The organism is Maritimibacter fusiformis (assembly GCF_008086115.1).
In the GTDB taxonomy this organism is placed as follows: domain Bacteria; phylum Pseudomonadota; class Alphaproteobacteria; order Rhodobacterales; family Rhodobacteraceae; genus Muriiphilus; species Muriiphilus fusiformis.
The window spans coordinates 21,557-37,397 of record NZ_VSIY01000001.1; the positions used below are offsets into that span (position 1 = coordinate 21,557).

The following is a 15,841-nucleotide window of genomic DNA, read 5'->3' on the forward strand; positions in this document are numbered from 1 at the left end:
CTATGCGACACATATTGATGCTAAATCTTGATGACGCGCATGCCGTCCAGCTTGATGAACTCCGCCAGCATTTTCACCTGGCGGCAGACGATACGCTGCGGTTGATCATCCGCCTCGCTCATGCACGCCACAAGCAAAAGCCTGATGTTCTTGCGCCGGAATTCAAGCCGCGCGCGAAGCGCGAAGAATGGCTTGATGACGACGACCACAGGCCTGAATAGCGCCGCCCCGATGGGGCGGCGTTATTGCTCAGAGCAGATCAAACATATCGACTTGCTCGGGCGCGGCCTTTTCTTCGGATGGAAGAAATATGCTGGCAGGGCCGATCAGGACGCAATCCAGCTTTCCCCATTTCACGCTCATGCCGTGATAGAAGCCTTCTGGCCGTCCACGGGCAGCAGCGCTGAGGCGAGCGTTTTCGTGGTAGGTGATTGTCACGCCGTCGAAGAACTTGCGCTCTATGATGCGGTAGGCTTGCACGGCGCGGTGGTTGCCTATCGACGCGCCGCCGACGTTGACCCAAAGGGCATTTTGCCATTTGAAGGGTGAGCGGACGCGGCCCTCGGCGATCTTGTCGGCGCTGTAGGAGGCGCTGATATCACCTTCTCCGATCTGGCGGTCTCGCGTATGGCACCATCTGCCGGACGCAAGACGGGCAGGATCAACGAAGAATTCCTGCAATTTGACGGGGGCGCTCATGAGCGCCCCGCGTCGTTTGCTGCGTCGGGGGCATCTTCCAGCGGCAGGCGCAGGACGATGCGGCCATTGATCGGACAGGTTTCAAGCTGGAGCGTATATCCCCGCTCATCTTTGTGCTTCCATGCGGCTCCGACCTTGTTCCAGTAGGCCTTGTCGCCTTTCTGGGTGACGTGCCACGCCAGATGGTCCGGCGCATTCAGGGGCAGGTTTTGGTTGGTTTTTTCGCGTGCCATGATGTTTCTCCTTTGCTTGTCGTTGGCTTGCTAACGCCCTCCCGACAGGCCGAAGCAAAGGATCGGCTTTCATGTTCAACACGGATTCTTGGAGCGGGCAGGACATTGAAAGGCGAGCCGCTTCGGCCAGGGATTAAGGGCTCTCTGAGGCAAGCCAGAGATGAGCAAAGGAACTCAAGGCAGCACGGAAAACGAAAAGAGCGGCCAGCCTGACGCCTATGCGCTGACGGGCGAAACGGACGTGCGCCTGTACCCAGATCGATGATTGTGCCTCTGGAATACGCCGCCGCTCCTGGATGCACGGGAGCGGACAAACGCTGTTGCCAGACCTCTTCCAAAATCCCGATCAATCCCGCCAGCACTGCGAAGATAACCGCATCAAACGGATAGCGAAGCGCCATCTGCGCATCCGCCTGTTTGCAAGATCAAGTTACCTCCCGAACCATCAGGCCTTCCATAGGCCGATGATGGTTGTGCGGGGCCGAAAGGCCCTGAGTGGTTCGGGGCCTCCTTGAAGCAAAAGGAGGATGAGATGACACTCGTCTCACGTTTTGAAGCAGCATCCCGCAGCACGGCAGAACTGCACGGCCTATTGGCCGAGGCGTTCAACGCCTTCGCCGCCGCGCCGCGCGGATCGCAAGAGCGCCGCAACGCGCTCCGATCGATGTGCAACATCGAAAACGAGTTGGCGACACGCGCACCAGGTCTCTAACCGACCAGCGGTCAGCCGTCAGGCTGGCCGCATTTATAATTTTGGAACGGAATATATGATTCCGGCATGGATAATTTCCCCATCGGCATCAAATGAACATACGGCGTCCAGCCTTGCGCCTGGCCCAGGATCGAAGTTCTGTTCAATGTCTCGACGTTCTTCTTCTGTAGGAGCTTTGCAGTATGACCAAGAATCTTTGAACCACCCCGGCACCTCTGCTGCCACAAACCCAATGTATTTTCGCGCTTGATTGGGCTCGACTGCGTATCTTTCGTCTTCCATGTCCACCACAATTCCCCTTAACCCATTCGAGAATACAAGAGGAAATTCATTCTCTGCGAGTTCGGGTAAAGTGTGGTATCCAAGGCGGAAATAGTTATACGTTTCCCAAACGGCAAACAGTGAAATTGCGACAAGGAAGATAATCCATCCCCACCTGCGTTTCTTGCTTTTCTTGTAATCCATTTCTTTGGCTCAAAAGTTTAAAAAGAAACAAATATATACAAACGGATAGTCAGCAATCAATCAAAAATTCCGACGGAGTAGAAGCGGCTGGCCCTCAGGCCAGCCGAAAATTTTTCGGACTGCGAAGTCGCCGCTTACGCGGCGATTCCTTCTCTCTCTTCCTCTTCGATGAGAGGTTGCAGACCGTGCAGGAAATCTGCGGCGCGCTGCGCGTGGGCGGCGGCGGCGAAAATTGCTCGCTTGTCTTCCTTCAAGACCTTGAGCCAACTTTGAATATAGGCGGCATGATCCATGCCTGGCTCGGGGGTCAGTTCCAGATCAGCGCAAAGGAAAGCTGCGCCGAGCTCAGCGACCAGTTCCTCGCGGGCGTAGCCTTCATCACCCCAACGCTTACGGCCAAAGTCGCGGTCAAGGCGGGTTTTGTGCTTCGTCCAGTGGGTTAGCTCATGGGCAAGCGTGGCGTAGTAGCTCTCAGGGCTGCGGAAGGTTTCGAAAGCTGGCATCTGCACGTGATCGGTGCCGCCGCTGTAATGGGCGCTGTTTCCACCATGTCGGATGTCTGCGCCAGTGTTCCCGAAGAACTCTTCAACGCGCTCGATCCTCAAGGCGGGATCAATCACTGGCTCGGGCTTCGAATAGTAGTGCTCGGGCAAGCCTTCGATCTGCTCGACGTTGAAAACGCTATAGCCTTTCATGAAAGGGATTTTGCGCTCTTCCTCGCTGCCGTCGTCTTGTTCCTCGGTCTTGGTGATGGTGTTGGCATAGACCACCAGATTCCCGCGCTCGCCCTTCTTGACGTGTGCGCCGAGCTCCTTGGCCTGTTTGAAGGTCATCCAGTACGGCGAGAGATAACCAGCCTCGACACTCGCGCCCCAGAGCATCAGCACATTGATTCCGTTGTACGGCATGCCGTTGTGCCGCAGCGGCTTGGTGATCTTGCCTTCAAGGTTTCCAGCGTTCCAAGGCTTGAGCCATGACAGCTCGCCTCGCTCCAGATCGGCAATGATCTTGTCGGTTACTTTCTGATACACATCTGTTTTCATGTCCTTTTTCCTCCTTTGGAATAGTCGGTTGCGCATGCAACCGGACTAGGCCCGCGCCAATGAGCGGGGGGAGGCCGTCAAGATCGAAAGCATCGGATGGTGGTGCGGGCGCAGGCGCAGCCGAGCCACGGCTCCGATGCTTTCTCCCGCAGCCCTGGCAAGGGACTTGAGTCTTGACGGAGGATGGGGCCGGAAGGCCCCCAGAAATGGGAAAGAAACGCGCGGCTCCTATAGAGCCGTGCTCAGCCAGAGGGGTGCATCAAGCACGCCGACAATCACGCAAGGGATGGAAGCCGCAAGGCCGAGACGCCTCTTGGGCGGCTCGGTTTACGACAGCCCGACCCGAAGGGGTGCGAAAAAGTAAATGAATCTATGGAACGACTACGTGCTCGATTTCATCGAACGCCAAAATTAACTGCTTTCGGATCTTGTAGAAATCGTGGTGCTTTAGTCTCCTCGTCGGCTTTCCTGTCTTCAAGCTTCGAGGATGCGCTACGCTGGATTCGAGACGCACGGCATGAAGGGCATCAAGGGCGGGAATAGCGGCAGGCAATAACGCCGTGAGTACGGGGTCTTTCAACGCTGACCCGTAGTTTGGATAGGTTTTCCTAGGTTTGTGTCGTTTATAGATTTCCGAGAGCAGAAGATCACACCAACTATCAAGGTGAACAAGAAACTTCTCGATATTGGCTTCTCGATCTCGCTTTAGCATGATCATCATGCGCTCTGCATGTTTGTGGCCTGTGCCAAACAATGCTTTCCAATCGAATACAGTGCGCTTTCGATCCAGCACATAGGCGATGATTTCAGGAATTCTGCTATCAGGCGCACCGACCACGCGTATGATCTTGGCTGCACGCAGGATATGTTTTGCCGTCGTCTCTACTGTGCCGTATGGGCTAGCGAGCTTATGCGAGCCTTCGACAAGCCTGGCGGCGCAAATTCGGGCGACTTCGGAACCGTCTTCGCGCATGCGCAAATTCAAGAACGCTTCATAGCTCGGCACGCCATAGATATCGGGGCCGAGGACGTTGACAGAACGCTTCTTGATCCACCAATCCGTCTCTGCGGCAACAAGCCCGTCATATTCAGCATGGGTGAGGTTTCCTGAAGAGAGAGCACAAGCGATCAAGGACGCCTTGTATGTCGGTTGAAGTGGCAGTGCGCCGGGTTTTGGCCGCAGAAGCCGATCAGCGGCAGCCTTGCCAATGTCATGATCGTACGGTGGAGGTAGGCGCCCGAGACAAGCATCCAATACGGTTGCCAGAACGGAGTGATAAAGCTCTTGATCATCAAGATACGTTTTGATTTCGGCAGCGAGACCAGCGGGTACTTTCGTATATCTCGAAATATACGATGCGATCTGGGGCGCATATTCGGGGTGAGAATGCAAAACCTTGATTAGCCGCGCATTCAAGCGATGGCTCGGAGTGACATTGGCAAGCAAGTATTTGAATCTGGTTGAGCTCGATGCAGAAACGCGCCCGCGCCGACAGAGTTCAAGAATGCGGGCAGTCAGCTTCTTCTGGTTAACGAACGGCACAAGTGAGGGTTCTGGTGGACGACTTACCGATTTAATCTCATCTTCAGGATCGTTGACCTTTCGAATGTTGATTTTTGAGGTCTGGGGAAAGAGGCCGATCTCCTTGGAAGCGATGTCGAGTTTGATCAGCTTGGCACGAAGGTCTTTTTCAGTCTTGGCAAGAATCTTGATGTCATCAACGTACCGCAAATAGATTGTACGCCGCCCGCCTTGTTCTCCCGCCTTGTCCAGATGTTGAAGGACCGCTTCGGACAACATGCCCGATGGGAGTGGCCCCTGCGGAATCCCATGCTCATGATAGATATTAGCAGGACCGTTACTCCAGGTCGAAGATGTCCATTTCCGAAGGCACAACATCAAATACTCGATGGTCTCTTCATCAATCTTCAGTTCTTTCAGAAAATGAACGAGAACGTGATGATCAATTGAGTCATAGAATGATGCCAGATCGAAATTGGCTATGTGGTCGAAACCGCGAGAATGGCAATCTCTTAGGCGGTTCGCGAATTTCTTATAGCTTCGCTGCCATTTGATGTTAAAAAACTTGGACGATTTCCCTGCATAGAGATGGGCAAACACGCGCTTTTCATAGCGTTGCTTTGTCTGCCTCTTAAGCTCTTCGGAGATGACATTGACAATTGCCTGATAGACAATCTGGTCTTCTACTTTAAGCAAGGTAATCGGTCTAAGTACGCCTGATGGCTTTGGCACGAGAACTTTCGAGGCATGAGCTACCTCATATCGATCCCTTATGCCCTCCGCCCTGATCCACTTCAGATGTGTGTCTGACGCGATGGCAAATGCGTCGTAAGAATCTCGGAAGTATGCCTTATACGCCGCGTCTGGATTAGACATTGTCCAGCGATAGGCGCGCCTCAAGTTGGAAAGATCAAAAACCCTAGAAAGATTGGTCACTTTGAAGTTCGATTTCTGACGATCATGCCGCAGCCCGCGACTTTACGTCGTTGATAACCTTCACGAGTGCTTTCACGTCGCCCAACTCGAACACGCCGTTGACACCTTGATCATCGAAGTCCGTGAAGGGGCTCTCGTATAGGCGTCTCGGGTCCATAATGCCTCGCTCGGTTAAGTGATCAATAACCAAATCGATGAATTCGATCTGGTTTGCGGTGAACGTCTTGCCCGCGAGGAATGAGGAAAATGCTTCCTTCGCCGCTTCGCGATCCAACCCGACGAGTGAACGAATGAATAGGCCAAGTCCGCCTTCGCTCCGAATATTTTCGAGCCTTGTATCGTCAGCCAAGCCTTCTTCGGTGAAGATGCGCTCAAGCTCTTCAATGTCTTGTTTGGTAAGCTGTTCGTTGCGGCGCAGCTTCTGTAATGTGATGTGATCACTGTGTTCTTGAAGGAAATGTCTGACCTTCATCATGAAGCGAGCTTTGTCCGTACCGCTCCCGATGTCAGGCAAGACGACATCTGTTCCCTCACCAATTTCGTCTTGGAAGTCGGTGTACACGATCTTCCGTGAGGCGGGCTCGATGAGTTTCACAAGCCCACGAAGTTTTCGCCGCACTTCTTCGAGCATCGGCAAGGTCACGTCTTGCCAATACTCTTCCGTTTGGAGTTCGGCGATCAACGCCATGTGTGCAGCGACCATTGGCACATTGGCAAGGTCTTCAAGAGACGATGCGATGGTCTGAATTCTGTCCTGATATTTGGCGAAGGTGGCATCAGTACGAAGCAGCGCGAGTTGGGCCAGTAAAACAAGATAGTCGAACTGCTTGGCTTCCAGCTCATCATCCTTCAGCGCGGACGGGAGGCCAGCGATATGCTCGGTTAGTTCGAGGCGGTCTTCGATGCTCAGGCTTTCCCACGCCTCGCGTTCTTGAAATTTTTCCACATAGCGGCGCTTCGGTCGAACGATGAAGTTGTCAAGATTCATGCCAACAACTTCATCAAAGAGTCGTTGTTCTATGGAGTCCCTGAGTGCAACTAGCTCGCTGTCCGAGGACGCGTCATCTGTTGAGATTTCGTCCATAAGCTCGACGCGTGTGACGAAGAGCTTCTCGCTGATCGACGGGCCAAGAGCACCGTCCTTTACGTTCGGGTTTTGATTGAAAAACTCGAAATTCTGACAGAAGTCGAAGACCAGAAAGTCCTCTTTGTCCATGTCCGGCCCGAACAGATCGGGGCACAGGCGGGTTCCACGCCCAATCATCTGCCAGAACTTCGTCTTGGATCGGACGATCTTGAAAAATACGAGGTTCAATACTTCAGGGACGTCGATCCCAGTATCAAGCATATCTACAGAAATCGCGATATACGGAGGTTTCTTCGGATCGGAAAAGTCGTCAATCAAGGATTGTGCATAATCGACGCTGTAGTCGATAACTTGCGCAAAATGCCCTCTAAGGTGCGGATAGTTCTTGTCGAAACGCTCGGCGATGAAGCGGGCATGCTTGCTGTTCTTGGCGAAGATGATCGACTTACCGAGTCTATCGCCTTCCTCAACCTTCAAACCGTTGGTCACGAGGTGTTCGAGCACCTTGTCCACGGTATCCGCATTGAATAGCCATCGATTCAGATCGGATGCTTCCACCCTGTCTGGTCGGTCGTCTCCGTCCTCTGTCCACTCAAGCGCATCCCATGCTTCCTTCTCTTCTTCGGAAAGGTCATCGTAGTTGATGCCTTCACGCTGAAACTTTAGAGGCACGGAGACGGCGCGAGGTGGCACCAGGAACCCGTCAGCTACGGCCTCATCAAGGTCATAGGAATCGGTAGGCACGCCTTTTTCGAGTTCGAAGAGCGAGTAAGTATCTCGGTCGATCTCATCCCTTGGCGTTGCGGTAAGGCCGACGAGATAGCTGTCGAAGTATTCGAAGATTGCGCGGTACTTGCGGTACACGGAGCGGTGAGCCTCATCGATGATAACAAGATCAAAGTGTCCTGGCCCGAAGCGCCGTGCGCCGTCTTCAACTTCGTTTATCAACCCCATCATCGTCGGATAGGTCGCAAGGCAAACCCGTGCGCCATGATGATCGTTCTTCTTCGGATCATGCTTTTGCAGAAGGTTCGCGCTCGGCGCTGAGGGTAGATGCGCTTTGAAAGCGCCGTGTGCTTGATTGACCAAGGCAATGCGGTCGGCAAGGAACAGTACACGCTTTACCCAATTTGCCCGCATGAGCTGATCGACCAGCGCAATGACAGTGCGGGTCTTGCCAGAGCCAGTCGCCATGACGAGCAGAGCTTTGCGAAGGTTATCCTTCTCAAGCGCATCACCTACACGCTTGATCGCGCGGGTCTGGTAGAAGCGTCCCGCGATGTCAGCATCAACTTCAACCTTCGCAAGCGCCTTTTGGCTAGTGCGCCGCTGATGGAGTAGCTCCAATTCGGCCTTCTTGTAGAAGCCTTGAACAGGGCGCGGCGGGTAGCGAGAATCGTCCCAAAGCCAATGGTCGTAGCCGTTGCTTAGGAAGATGACGGGCCGCTGCCCGTACTTCGCTTCGAGACAATCAGCATAAAGCTTGGCTTGCTGTTGTCCGACGCGGGAATCTTTCTTGGTGCGTTTGGCTTCGACCAGTCCGAGCGGCTTGCCGTCATTGCCCCATAGAACATAGTCCACAAAGCCTTCGCCTGAATTACTCGGCATGCCGACAACGGGGAACTCTCTGTCGCGCGGGTGATCGAGCGTCCATTCTGCCTCATGCAGAAGAAGGTCGATGAAGGCGTCACGGGTCTTTTCTTCATTGTAGTCGTGCGTATCGGGTGCGGCCTGGTTCGCCTTCTTCGTTGCGGCGATCTCTGCCTGAAGACGCTTAATCTCGTCATTCAGCTTTTCCCGCTCGGCTTCGGTCGCAAGGCGGGCTTCGCGCTCTTGCTCCAACGCCTTCTCACGGGCATCGAAGTCCTCGCGCATCTTCTTGATTTGCTGGACGGTGCTCGCCGTGATCGTCAGCGTTTTTTGCAGGCTGTTTGGGTCAAACTGGATAGCGGCAGAAGGTTTCGCTCCCTTGGCGTAAGTGCGCACCAGCCAATAAGAGAAGTGAAAAAGCTCTCGGAGCGCCGTGATGGAAGACTGCTCGCTGATCTGTCTGCGGCTGTCATGAACAGCGCGGTTGCCGAGGTCCTTGATCAGCTTGGCCTTGGTGACAAGCGCGTTGCCTGCCAACTTCCGAAAGCTCGGTTCATGGATCAATGCGGACAGAGCGTCGTCGTAAGGGCTCCGGAGGGACGGATCGGCCTCATACATCCACTTGATGGCTGTCTCCAGCGCCAGCCGCGCATAGAAGCAAGACCCGCGCGGGTCGGAAATCGCCATCTGTTCAGCTCTACTGGCGTGAACATACACAGGGGCAAAATCGGTTTTGAGGAACTCAAACTGGCTCATCACATCACCTAAATGTTCCCCTTGAATACATCGGCAGCAATTGCCTCAAGCAATTCAGCTGTCAGAAATGCTCCTTCCAAATACTGTTTTTTCAGCCTAGACACATCATCCAGGCGCGCCGCAATCTCCTGTTGCGTACTTAGGTCTGGGTAAGGAACTTCCACATTGCTTACTAGATCAATATTGAGGTTCTTGACCGTGGAGCCACCAGCCAGGAGCTTAAATTTCTGGTAAATTGCCTCCGATCCAAGGAGATAGTAAAAGTAGTCCGTAGAGATGTCGTTTGTTCGCGGTCTCAATAGAAGCCATCCATCGTGAATACATCCGTCCGTCTCCATGATGTATGGGCGACCAAAGCTCATAGAGTTTGATAGTATAAAGTCTCCTGGCTTGACGCGTCTCGAACGCTTAACACCATCTTGGATAATTTTCTTTTTCGTTTCAGAAATATACTTTGAGCCTTCTACGCCATCTCCTATCATGACCCAATTGATGCCATCTGGATCTTCAGTAATGAATTTTGAAATGGGGCGCGGCGATCCGCCCCGTGCGATCTCGAATATTTCACCAAGTTTCTTGGAAGTATAATTTGTCATTATTTGCCCCTCTCTTCGATTTCGAGGAGGTGATCTGAAATCATTGCGTTAAGTGCAGAGAGGTCAGAGTAAATCTCGCGCGGACTTCGAAACTCCTTCTCTTCCAATACTACGTTTCTGTATCTACTCGGCTGAAGGTCATAGCCAGACGATTCTCTAACTTCATCAATGGAAACAAAAAAGCTTTGATCGCTCGGCTTCCGATTTAATTCACCGTCAAGATTTTTCCAGCGAGCAAGAAGGTCAGGCAAGTTGTTCTTCGTGTGCTCCAACTTCGACAATTCACGCTCAGGAAAGCAACCGAGAAGGCTGTGATCGAGCAGTTCTTGTCTCTTGTCATCAAGTGAAAGGCCGTCTTCTGACAATTCGTAGAACCAAACACGATCAGTTCCACCTACACCAGTCTTTGTAAAAAGTAAGATTGCAGTTGATACCCCAGAATAGGGCTTGAAAACGCCAGAGGGCAAGGTGACAACGGCATCAAGCTTATGCTCTTCACAAAGCGTTTTTCGCACTAGCCTGTGTGCATTTGACGAACCAGAAAGTACACCGTCGGGCACGACCACAGCAGCCCGACCGCCTGTCTTCAGTAGGCGCAGGAAGAGCGCGACGAACAGGAGCTCGGTCTTTTTCGTTTTGACGATCCTCTGTAGGTCCTTGGCCGTGCTGTCATAGTCAAGCGAGCCAGCGAAAGGTGGATTGGCAAGGATCAGGGAGTACTTGCCCGCGTCGGCGTTGTGCTCTTCGGCAAGGCTGTCACGGTAAGACACATCGGCGTCTTCGACGCCGTGCAGTACCATGTTCATCGCACCTATACGCAGCATGGTTGGGTCGAAGTCGAAGCCGTGGAACATCTCATTGTGAAAATGCGCCCGCTGCTTTTCATTGCGGAATAGCGCGGGATGGTTGGCGCGAAGATATTCACCCGCCGCAACCAAGAAGCCGCATGTGCCCGAGGCAGGGTCGCAGATCAAATCATCAGGCGTCGGAGCGGTCAGTTCGACCATCAACTGAATGATGTGGCGCGGCGTGCGGAACTGGCCGTTCTGTCCAGCGCTCGCGATCTTGCCAAGCATGTATTCGTATAGGTCGCCCTTGGTGTCACGATCATCCATGGGGATGCCATCGAGCATTTCAACAACCTTGGATAAGAGCGATGGACTGGAGAACCCAAGGCGGGCATCCTTCATGTGCTTGCCGTAGCTGGAGCCTTCTTCGCCAAGCTGGCGAAGAAATGGAAAGACGTGCTCATCGATGACAGTCATCATCTCGCGCGCTTCGAAATTCTTGAAGCGTGACCAGCGCATGTCCTCGTAGGCGCGGCCTTTGTCGTCGTTTCCTTCAGGGAAAATTCGTCGCTCCATCGAGATGCCAAGTGTCTCGGCCTTGCTCTCTTCGAGCGTGTGCAGGTCATCCAGCCGCTTGATGAAGAGCAAGTACGTGATTTGCTCAATCACGGAGAGAGGATTCGAAACGCCCCCTGACCAGAACGCATTCCAGATTTGGTCAACCTTGTTTCGAATTTCGCCTGTCAGCATGCTCGTCCCTGCTTTCGTTTTTCGTGTTGTCTTCAGAAGGAACGGGGTGGCTCTCGACATAGGCGCGCATGAACTCTCGGATCATTTGTGCGGCTGGTTTGTCGTCGGCCTGGCATGCTAAGAGGAATTCATCGCGTAAATCGCGACTTACTCGGACCCGCATGCCAACGTCCTTCTTCATGACGGTAAGTGTAACCAATGGTTACACATTTTGGAAGTCTAGAATGACTTCGATATCATGCGAGCTGGGTTCAGGGCGCGGCGACAGGCCCTATGATCGGGTTCAGCGCCGATGCGCTGGCGGCATCCAATCCGCGTAGGGTTGGTCAGGGTTCCAATGGGGCTCGAAGGCTCCGTGGTCGATGGGAAGGTTCCAAGGCAAGGGCAGCTATGAAATGCTTCCTTCCTGGTCTCGATGAAGCTCGTCTCCATGAAGTGGTCATGGGGGTATCGGTGGGAGCAGGAACGCTCCCCTGATTGGTGATCGAACGGCCAGCCGTTTGTGCATGGTTCGGTGCAGGTGGAGAGGCACGTCTCCAAGCCCTGCGAGTGGTTCCAAGGGGCGCGATAGCCCCATGGTCCTCCTGAAGGGATCGATGGGTGCAGGGAGAGCGAAGTCTCCTGCGACTGATTGAACGGGGATACGTTCTTGGCTCGGGAATGGGTTCAATGCCCTGAAAGAGCCACAGGCCGGGGGGATGCAACGGGGGCGCGCAGCGGGCCCCCTTGCCAAGCAGCGTGGTACTACCACGCACAGCTTGCGTTCGCTCTTATCTCAGCCGTCACACCAACGGGGGCAGTGGTACTACCATGTTGCCAGATGGGCTTTGTACCGGACTGGACTGTTATCGAACCGTCGAATTCGTGGTCAGAACGTGGTGTTCCTTTTGATACTCAGAAAGCCAAGACCCCTGTAGTCTCGGTGCTTGAAACTTGATATCACAACATACATCTTTATGCAGGGCCTGCATCGAACGGGCAGTCACGGATGGCGAACTATGGTCAGCGACGGTTTGGGTTGGAACTCAAGCAATTCATCCTCAACATCGAGGATACTTGGTGGGAGCCATCACCAGACAGAGACTTCGCTTGGAATGCTTTCCAGATCGGTAAGTGGATCACCCAGCACGAAGAGGAAAACAGTCGTTCCGGGGGCGGACACCAGAAGGAATCGCAACGCTACAGTATTCTGGCGAAGGAAGCTTTCAGAGTGCTCGGCACGCTATGGGTCGATCATCAGGTCTTGCCTGAGCCTGAATGGTTGTACGAGCTACTTGCCGATGCCCCTGGCAGTAACTTCGAGGCCAGCAGCGTCGCATTATTTCTCCGCGAGGAATGTCGTCAATTTCTCATCCGCAGACGGGATGGACAGAACCCCGATATACCGACTCTGGCCGATGGCGAGAGAAAACAAAGGCGTTATCGACGCCGACAAGACTTACCCGATCCAGAAAAACCAGCGTGGGCAACAGTGAACAGGAATCCACCCAAGAAAGTCCAAATACCGTGTCGGGTTACGCCTGAGATTAGAGCCTTGATTGGCAACGCAGCGGATGACGAGGGCATTAGTCAAGCGCGGTGGCTCGAAGAGGCAATCGCCGAAAAGCTCAAATCCCAAGGCTATAACGTTTCGCTTGCAGAGCGAAAAGAAGTAGTAACGGAACAGCCAGCCAAGAAACCAAAGCGCACCCAAAGACGTGCCATACCACTGCCTGACGCAAGCCCTGGCATTGCGGCGAACCGCGCAGATAAGGCCACAACCTTTCGCATGGGTGAAAGCTTGGCAGCACAGATCGACAAAGCGCGCGGTGAAGAGCTTGACCGCTCGGCATGGATGAACCGTGCGATCCAAAGCTTTATGAAGGACAAGGGCAAGCTTCCGAAGCCTGACAACGTGCGTGATACCATGTCTGAACCCGTCTCCCTGCGCTTTGACAAAGATTTTTTTCCAAAAGTTGAAGCTGCTGCGTCCGCATCAGGACTGACAAATTCTGAGTGGTTTCGCCGTGTGGCGCGCTGGTATCTCGAACAAAATTAACTTCTTACGCCTGCGCCGTAGTACGTTTCTACAATAGTGATATCACAACACTGGCAAACTTAGCCATTTGGCGGAAGGCGTGTGGTTTGTAGTACGCTCTTGAAGTCGATATCACCTTCCCTATCTCGGTTGGGCGAAGGGGGACAGCCCCCCTCGCAGACCAGCCGGAGGCAACGCTCTCCAAACAGACCCAAAGACCAAACCCGCCGAAACTATGCGTTTCGGCGATCGCCCAAACTCGCCCTCAAGAGGCCCAAACAGAAGGACTTTAGAACCATGTATCCTAACCCCGGCCAATACGGTCCACGCGGCCCCCAAGGCCCCATGGACGATATCAAAGGAGGGTTTGCGACCACGGCGGCAGCCATGGTGGCTATCCTTCTCGGCTCCCCGTTCAACGCAGTGACAGCACCGTATGTCATCGCAATGGCGGAGCGCAGCTATTCCCCTGAGGTCGTCGACCTCATCGGAATTGCCTGGATGATCTTGGCGTACCCGTTCGTGTTCTTTGCGGCACGGGCGAGCATCCTCGCGGCACTCACTGCGGCAGGTGTCTATATCGCCTACCGCTTCATCTGACCCCCCACAACTCATCACACAAAGGAACAGCTATGTTTAATCGCGCACCCAAGAAAATCACCAATCCCAAAGCCGAAATGGCACAAAGTGCCCTCTATATCATCGGCGTAGTTTTCGGTTTCGCTGCCTTCGGCGCACTTACCAGCGGTGAGTTCCTCGGCATTTTGATCTGTGGAGGTATCTCCATTGGAGCAATCCGGTGGGGGGCATCCATCAAGACAACCTGGGAAGCGGACGGTCAGGTCACCCGCTACAGGTGAAAGTAGTTCATGGCGATCCCACTACGGTGGGATCGCCCGCGCGCGCTTTTCCCGCAAATTGAGAAGAGCTGTGCCCTCGGTTCCACTCAAAGCTATGCAGAAAGGATTTTGCCATGAACCCTCATGAAAGTCCCTACGGCTCGGCGCGTTTCGCCGATGATCTTGAGGTCCTGCGCGCCTTTCGTGATCGGGGCGGTGTTCCGTTCGGCTTCTATAACAGGCGCAAGCTCTTCCACGCAAAACAGGCGGGCATGCTGCTGATCGGCGGCGCTGGCTCGGGCAAGTTCACAACCGTGCTTGCACATGTGATGGATGCACCTGGCCGGAAGACGGAGCCGCCGCGCTACGCGTTCTTCGACCCGAAGCGCGAACTCCGCACCGTGCTTGAGCCCTATTTTGCGCACATCAAGGCGGCGGTCTTCGAAATCAATACCCATGGCACGCTCGGTTTTTACGGCAATCGAGTCTCGCTGTTCCCGCATTTGACGCCCGATAGCCTTCGCTTGGTCGGCGATAGCCGCCGCGCGGCGCGCACCTTTATTGCCGAAAGCGGCGGAGGCGATGCGCGGTTCTTCGAGCAAAAAGCTCAGAACTGGCTTGATCCGTTGATCCGCGGCCTCGTGCATCTGGATGGCGGCGTCTCGCCTTCTTCGCTGTACGAGCTCGTCGGCATGATCCGCTCCGCACCCGAAGCTTGGGCAGAAATCTCCACCCTTATGGCCGATCTGGGCGAGCCGGACCTGCGCGTCACTTTCGCTGAGATGCATACCATGGCTGAGGACGCCAGCCGTACCTACGAGTCCATCATGGCGGAGATCGCGAACGCGGTTGCCTTCATGAACGATCCGAGGCTTCAGGATACGTTCGTCAGCACTGCGCAGGCCGACTTCTCGCTCGAAGTGCTGTGTGAAGCCTCGGATCGGCCTGTTTTCGTGTTCTTCACCACGCCGCCGGAGATGACGCAGCAGAATGCGGCGCTGATCCGCCAGTTCTTTTCGACACTGCGCACGCTCAAACAGGCCAAGCCAAACGCCCCCACGCTGAACCTTGTCATCGATGAGGCCGCCCAACTAGGCGCGTTCCCTGAAATTGCAGAATTCTACTCCATCGGGCGCGGCTTCGGACTTTGCCCTGTCTGCGTCTATCAAGACTTTGGCCAGATCAGGAAAAATCTCGGCCCCACAGGAGCCATGACACTCTCGGCCAGCGCTGATCTCGAAATGTACCTGGGCGGGGGAATTTCAGACCTCGAAACGGCGCGGATGCTGAGCGCGAAACTTGGCAACCAAACGCTGGAGCTGGAAGACCATCTCGTCCAGGAACGGGCGCAGCGCTCTCGCCGCGAGGCTTTATACGAAGCATTCTTCGGCAAAGGTAATCCCATGCGCACGGGCGCAGCCCTGCGCGCGCTGGACTATGAGCAGCAGCACAAGCGCAAGATTTCCCGCCCGCTGCGCACGCCGGAAGAAATTTTGGGTATGCCCCAAAGCCAAGCGCTTGTCTCGGCGTCGGGCTACGGCATCCCGCCATTCTTCGCGGAGAAGACACCGTACTACCAGAACGCAACCTATACCGGACTCTACGGCCCCAATCCTTACTTTGACCGGGACCTCAGCACCGTGAACGTGCCTGGCCGCATAGGCCGCAGGAAAACGCTGCGCGTCATCCGCGAGGCCGTACCCGCAAGCCACGCCCACCTTCCTCAATACCAAAGCGGTGAATGGCATTTCATCGAAGGTCATCGCCCCAAGCCCTGAACTTATCAACCGCAACCAACCCAAAAGGCA

At 54.4% G+C, this 15,841-nt stretch carries 15 protein-coding genes; 6 read left to right on the forward strand and 9 right to left on the reverse strand.

Annotated elements, in window-relative coordinates; all coding sequences use genetic code 11:
* Positions 1 to 2 precede the first annotated feature (2 nt).
* Positions 3 to 221 (forward strand): hypothetical protein, encoded by a 219-nt coding sequence (locus FVF75_RS00105; RefSeq protein ID WP_148375710.1) that lies wholly within the window; start codon positions 3 to 5, stop codon positions 219 to 221.
* Positions 222 to 249: 28 nt separating this feature from the next.
* On the opposite strand, the gene FVF75_RS00110 is transcribed toward FVF75_RS00105, so the two are convergent.
* Positions 250 to 699, reverse strand: a complete 450-nt coding sequence (locus FVF75_RS00110; RefSeq protein ID WP_148375711.1) for a hypothetical protein — start codon at positions 697 to 699, stop codon at positions 250 to 252.
* Positions 696 to 932 carry a hypothetical protein gene (locus FVF75_RS00115; RefSeq protein WP_148375712.1) on the reverse strand — a complete coding sequence of 79 codons (237 nt, stop codon included), beginning with the start codon at positions 930 to 932 and terminating at the stop codon, positions 696 to 698. Before FVF75_RS00115 ends, FVF75_RS00110 begins: the two co-directional genes overlap by 4 nt.
* 532 nt (positions 933 to 1,464) lie before the next feature.
* Between FVF75_RS00115 and FVF75_RS00120 the strand changes: the two genes are divergently transcribed.
* Positions 1,465 to 1,644, forward strand: a complete 180-nt coding sequence (locus FVF75_RS00120; protein WP_148375713.1) for a hypothetical protein — start codon at positions 1,465 to 1,467, stop codon at positions 1,642 to 1,644.
* Positions 1,645 to 1,677: 33 nt separating this feature from the next.
* Here the strand turns inward: FVF75_RS00120 and FVF75_RS00125 are convergent, their stop codons facing one another.
* The 7 genes from FVF75_RS00125 to FVF75_RS00155 form a co-directional block, all read right to left on the reverse strand.
* Positions 1,678 to 2,109 carry a hypothetical protein gene (locus tag FVF75_RS00125; protein ID WP_148375714.1) on the reverse strand — a complete coding sequence of 144 codons (432 nt, stop codon included), beginning with the start codon at positions 2,107 to 2,109 and terminating at the stop codon, positions 1,678 to 1,680.
* A 134-nt stretch (positions 2,110 to 2,243) separates the two neighbouring features.
* Positions 2,244 to 3,152 (reverse strand): ArdC family protein, encoded by a 909-nt coding sequence (locus FVF75_RS00130; protein ID WP_148375715.1) that lies wholly within the window; start codon positions 3,150 to 3,152, stop codon positions 2,244 to 2,246.
* A 370-nt stretch (positions 3,153 to 3,522) separates the two neighbouring features.
* On the reverse strand, positions 3,523 to 5,610 hold the full coding sequence (locus FVF75_RS00135; RefSeq protein WP_148375716.1) for an RNA-directed DNA polymerase: 2,088 nt from the start codon (positions 5,608 to 5,610) through the stop codon (positions 3,523 to 3,525).
* Between the two features lie 22 nt (positions 5,611 to 5,632).
* Entirely contained in the window at positions 5,633 to 9,043 is a 3,411-nt protein-coding gene (locus FVF75_RS00140; protein ID WP_148375717.1) for a DEAD/DEAH box helicase family protein, read from the reverse strand.
* A gap of 8 nt (positions 9,044 to 9,051) precedes the next feature.
* Positions 9,052 to 9,639: a restriction endonuclease subunit S gene (locus tag FVF75_RS00145; RefSeq protein ID WP_148375718.1), complete on the reverse strand. Its 588-nt coding sequence runs from the start codon at positions 9,637 to 9,639 to the stop codon at positions 9,052 to 9,054.
* Positions 9,639 to 11,177 carry a type I restriction-modification system subunit M gene (locus FVF75_RS00150; protein ID WP_148375719.1) on the reverse strand — a complete coding sequence of 513 codons (1,539 nt, stop codon included), beginning with the start codon at positions 11,175 to 11,177 and terminating at the stop codon, positions 9,639 to 9,641. The genes FVF75_RS00145 and FVF75_RS00150 overlap by 1 nt, the downstream gene beginning before the upstream one ends.
* Positions 11,146 to 11,358: a hypothetical protein gene (locus FVF75_RS00155; RefSeq protein WP_222861175.1), complete on the reverse strand. Its 213-nt coding sequence runs from the start codon at positions 11,356 to 11,358 to the stop codon at positions 11,146 to 11,148. Before FVF75_RS00155 ends, FVF75_RS00150 begins: the two co-directional genes overlap by 32 nt.
* 807 nt (positions 11,359 to 12,165) lie before the next feature.
* Between FVF75_RS00155 and FVF75_RS00160 the strand changes: the two genes are divergently transcribed.
* From FVF75_RS00160 to FVF75_RS00175, 4 genes are all read left to right on the forward strand, one after another.
* Entirely contained in the window at positions 12,166 to 13,215 is a 1,050-nt protein-coding gene (locus tag FVF75_RS00160; protein WP_148375720.1) for a hypothetical protein, read from the forward strand.
* Between the two features lie 324 nt (positions 13,216 to 13,539).
* Positions 13,540 to 13,794, forward strand: coding sequence for a hypothetical protein (locus tag FVF75_RS00165; protein WP_148375721.1), 255 nt, complete (start codon positions 13,540 to 13,542; stop codon positions 13,792 to 13,794).
* A gap of 32 nt (positions 13,795 to 13,826) precedes the next feature.
* Positions 13,827 to 14,054: a hypothetical protein gene (locus tag FVF75_RS00170; protein ID WP_148375722.1), complete on the forward strand. Its 228-nt coding sequence runs from the start codon at positions 13,827 to 13,829 to the stop codon at positions 14,052 to 14,054.
* Between the two features lie 113 nt (positions 14,055 to 14,167).
* Positions 14,168 to 15,811: a type IV secretory system conjugative DNA transfer family protein gene (locus FVF75_RS00175; protein WP_148375723.1), complete on the forward strand. Its 1,644-nt coding sequence runs from the start codon at positions 14,168 to 14,170 to the stop codon at positions 15,809 to 15,811.
* The last annotated feature ends 30 nt before the right edge of the window (positions 15,812 to 15,841 follow it).